We start from the raw sequence: 2,818 nt of genomic DNA, 5'->3' as shown, positions 1-2,818 counted from the left end.
CGCCTATTACTGCATGCCCTATCATATCAGCCCGACCGTCGCGGGCGGACGGGGGCTATCGGGGCTCGATTTCAAAGAGCTCGGCATCCCCCGCGAAGACCAGGTGATCGCGCATTACTGTCGGGCGAGCGGCCGTGCCTCGCTGCCGGACTGGCACGTCTTCCTGGCGCTCTCCTTCTTCCGTCTGTCGGCGATCCTGCACGGCGTGATGGCCCGCTCCGTGCTGGGCAATGCCAGCGATGCGAACGCGGCCGAGGTTGCACAGCGCGCCGGGATGCTGGCCGAACTGGGTCGGCAGGTGGCCCTGTCCGGCACGAACAACCGATACTGAGACGAGGCGAGGGATGACCATGCGTTTCAAGGACCAGCTCTGCATTGTGACCGGAGCGGCCAGCGGTATCGGCCGGGCCACCGCACAGCGTTTCGCCGCTGAGGGCGCGCTCCTCGTCCTAGTCGATCGGAACGAGGCGGAGCTCGCAAACGTCGTGGCCGACCTGCCGCGGGCCCGGGACCATTCCGTCGCGGTGCTGGATATCGCTGACCAGGACGCGGTTTCCGCATGTGTGTCCCGCGCACTGGAGCGGCATGGGCGTATCGACGTTCTCTGCAACAATGCCGGCATGGCGAGTTCCAAGGGGAGCGCGCTCGAGCAGGATCTCGCGGAATGGGACCGGGTGATGCAGGTCAATGTCTTTGGCGCGATGCTGTTCATGAAGCATGCCGGCGCGGCCATGGTCGCGGCCCGTCGCGGCGCGATCGTCAACACCGCCTCCGTGGCCGGGATCAGGGCTGGTGCGGGCGGGAATGCCTATAGCGCTTCGAAGGCTGCCGTCATCAACATGACCCAGACGGCCGCCTGCGATTTCGGCGCCTATGGCGTCAGGGTGAACGCCGTATGTCCCGGACTGATCGAGACGGGAATGACGAGGCCGATCTTCGAGAAGGCGCGCGAACTCGGGAAGGAGGACCGGCTGGGCGCACGCTGCGAATTGCGCCGCTATGGCCATCCCGAGGAGGTCGCCCGCGTGATCGCCTTCCTGGCCAGCGAGGACGCGAGCTATGTCACGGGCCAGGCTCTCGCCGTCGATGGCGGCAACACCGCCTCCCTCAATCTCCCCGGCATGAAGGTCTAAGGCGTCGGCTCGAAAAGTCGATTGTGGTTTTAAGGAAATTCGATCCAGACACGGAAGTGCTGGATCTCTGACCGGATRTGACAACCGATCCGAGATCTAGCCGACGCTCCAGGGCAGGGAGCAGAGCCGCCCGGCGGGGCGGCCCCGCTCCGAGCGGCTCGCTGTGGCGCGCCTTGCTCAGTTCTTGCCCTTGTAGAGAAAGGCATCGACCTTCTCTTCGCCGTTATAGGCCAAGCGCTGCATGCGGTAGAGGTTCTTCACGTAGTCGAGCGCGTCCTGGCGAGACATGTCCATGCAGCGCATCGAGGCCTCCATCTCGATCCGCAACGCGAGTTGAGGGTGGCGTGCGATGCGCGCGGCATATTCCTCGGCCTTCGCCAGAACCTGGTCCGAAGGGACCACCGCATTGACGAGGTTCGCCCGCAGCGCGTCCTGCGCCGAGAGCGGGTCGCCCGTCAGCARCATTTCCATCGCGATCGTATGCGGCACATACCGAGACAACCGGGTCGAGCCGCCCGCCCCACCCATGCCGTAGGCGATCTCGGGGAAGCCGAACTTGGCATCCTCCGACGCCACGCGGATATCTGTGAGATGGCTGAGATAGATCATGCCCTGGCCGTAGCAATAGCCGCGCACCGCGCCGACGATCGGCTTGAATCGGTTCAGCGAGAGCACTTCGCGCGACCAGGTGAACGTGTCCGGCTCGCCCTCCGCGACCCGGTGCTTCGGGGCAAGGTAATAGGCGAGTTCGTCCTTGGGCGTCGCGAACTTGGCGTAGTCGTTCTTGATGTCGTCGCCGGCCGAGAAGGCCCGGTMTCCGGCGCCCTGCAGAATGCCGACCCGCACCTCGTCGTCGGCGAGGAATTCGAGCATCATATGATAGAATTGCTTGTGCATCGCCGGCGTCATCGGGTTCACCGATCCGTTGCGGATGGTGAAGTATCCGATCTTGCCGACACGCTCGTATTCGAAAGGCATGAGATCTATCCCTTAGATATAATCAGAACCACTGATTGGTGACGCGGTCGAAGCTGCCGACGCGAAGGTCGGTTTTTTCGGCAATGAGCTTTTGCTTGGCGATCTTCTCGGACGGCGTCTTCGGAAGCGCGTCGCGATACTCGACGTAACGAGGTGTCTTGAACGGGGCGAGCCGGCTCTTGCAGTGCTCGAAGATCATTTCGGGCGAGGCCTCGGCTTCCGAAACGCCGGGCTGCAAGACGATATAGGCCTTCACTTCTTCGCCGCGCGCTGCATCCTTCACGCCGACGACGGCGGCTTCGAGAACCTGCGGCATTTCGGTCAGCGCAGCTTCGACTTCGCGGGCGGCGATATTCTCGCCGCTTCTGCGGATCATGTCCTTCAAGCGCCCGACGATGTAGTGGAAACCTTCGGCGTCGCGCCAGAACAGGTCCCCGGTGCGGAACCAATCCCCCCTGAAAGAGGCTTCGTTCGCTTCCGGCTTGCGATAATAGCCCAGCATGATGCCCGGCCCGCGGATGCAAAGCTCGCCAACCTCGCCAGCGGGCAGGACATTGCCCTCGGGGTCGGTAATCTGTACCTCGCGGAAGGGCGCGACCATCCCGCAGGAGCCGGAGCCGACCATGTGATAGGCCTCTCGCGGCAGGAAAAGCGCCGATCCGACCTCGGTCATCCCGAAGGATTCCCGGGCGATCGTGTTGTAGCGC

Annotated in this window: 3 protein-coding genes and 1 pseudogene; 2 read left to right on the top strand and 2 right to left on the bottom strand. The window is 63.8% G+C overall.

Annotated features, from left to right (window positions below; all coding sequences use genetic code 11):
* Both AC1DJT_RS35725 and AC1DJT_RS35720 read left to right on the top strand, forming a co-directional pair.
* Positions 1-331 (top strand): annotated as a pseudogene (locus AC1DJT_RS35725) (phosphotransferase family protein); the annotation flags it as partial.
* A 13-nt stretch (positions 332-344) separates the two neighbouring features.
* Entirely contained in the window at positions 345-1,133 is a 789-nt protein-coding gene (locus AC1DJT_RS35720; RefSeq protein ID WP_441493488.1) for an SDR family NAD(P)-dependent oxidoreductase, read from the top strand.
* Between the two features lie 177 nt (positions 1,134-1,310).
* Here AC1DJT_RS35720 and AC1DJT_RS35715 read toward each other — a convergent pair whose 3' ends face one another.
* Together AC1DJT_RS35715 and AC1DJT_RS35710 are read right to left on the bottom strand one after the other, a co-directional pair.
* Positions 1,311-2,111 carry an enoyl-CoA hydratase/isomerase family protein gene (locus tag AC1DJT_RS35715; RefSeq protein ID WP_476835958.1) on the bottom strand — a complete coding sequence of 267 codons (801 nt, stop codon included), beginning with the start codon at positions 2,109-2,111 and terminating at the stop codon, positions 1,311-1,313.
* Between the two features lie 22 nt (positions 2,112-2,133).
* The coding region (locus AC1DJT_RS35710; RefSeq protein WP_476835957.1) for a class I adenylate-forming enzyme family protein at positions 2,134-2,818 on the bottom strand (685 nt) is incomplete at its 5' end.

It is taken from the genome of Allobosea sp. 05T422_2 (genome assembly GCF_056396265.1).
The sequence above is the reverse complement of the archived record's forward strand: the minus strand, read 5'-3'. Positions and strand labels throughout refer to the sequence as shown.

What these genes read in the sequence shown, in the direction of transcription:
- AC1DJT_RS35720 (WP_441493488.1), top strand. Translation starts at nt 345, where the DNA reads ATGACCATGCGTTTCAAGGACCAGCTCTGCATTGTGACCGGAGCGGCC.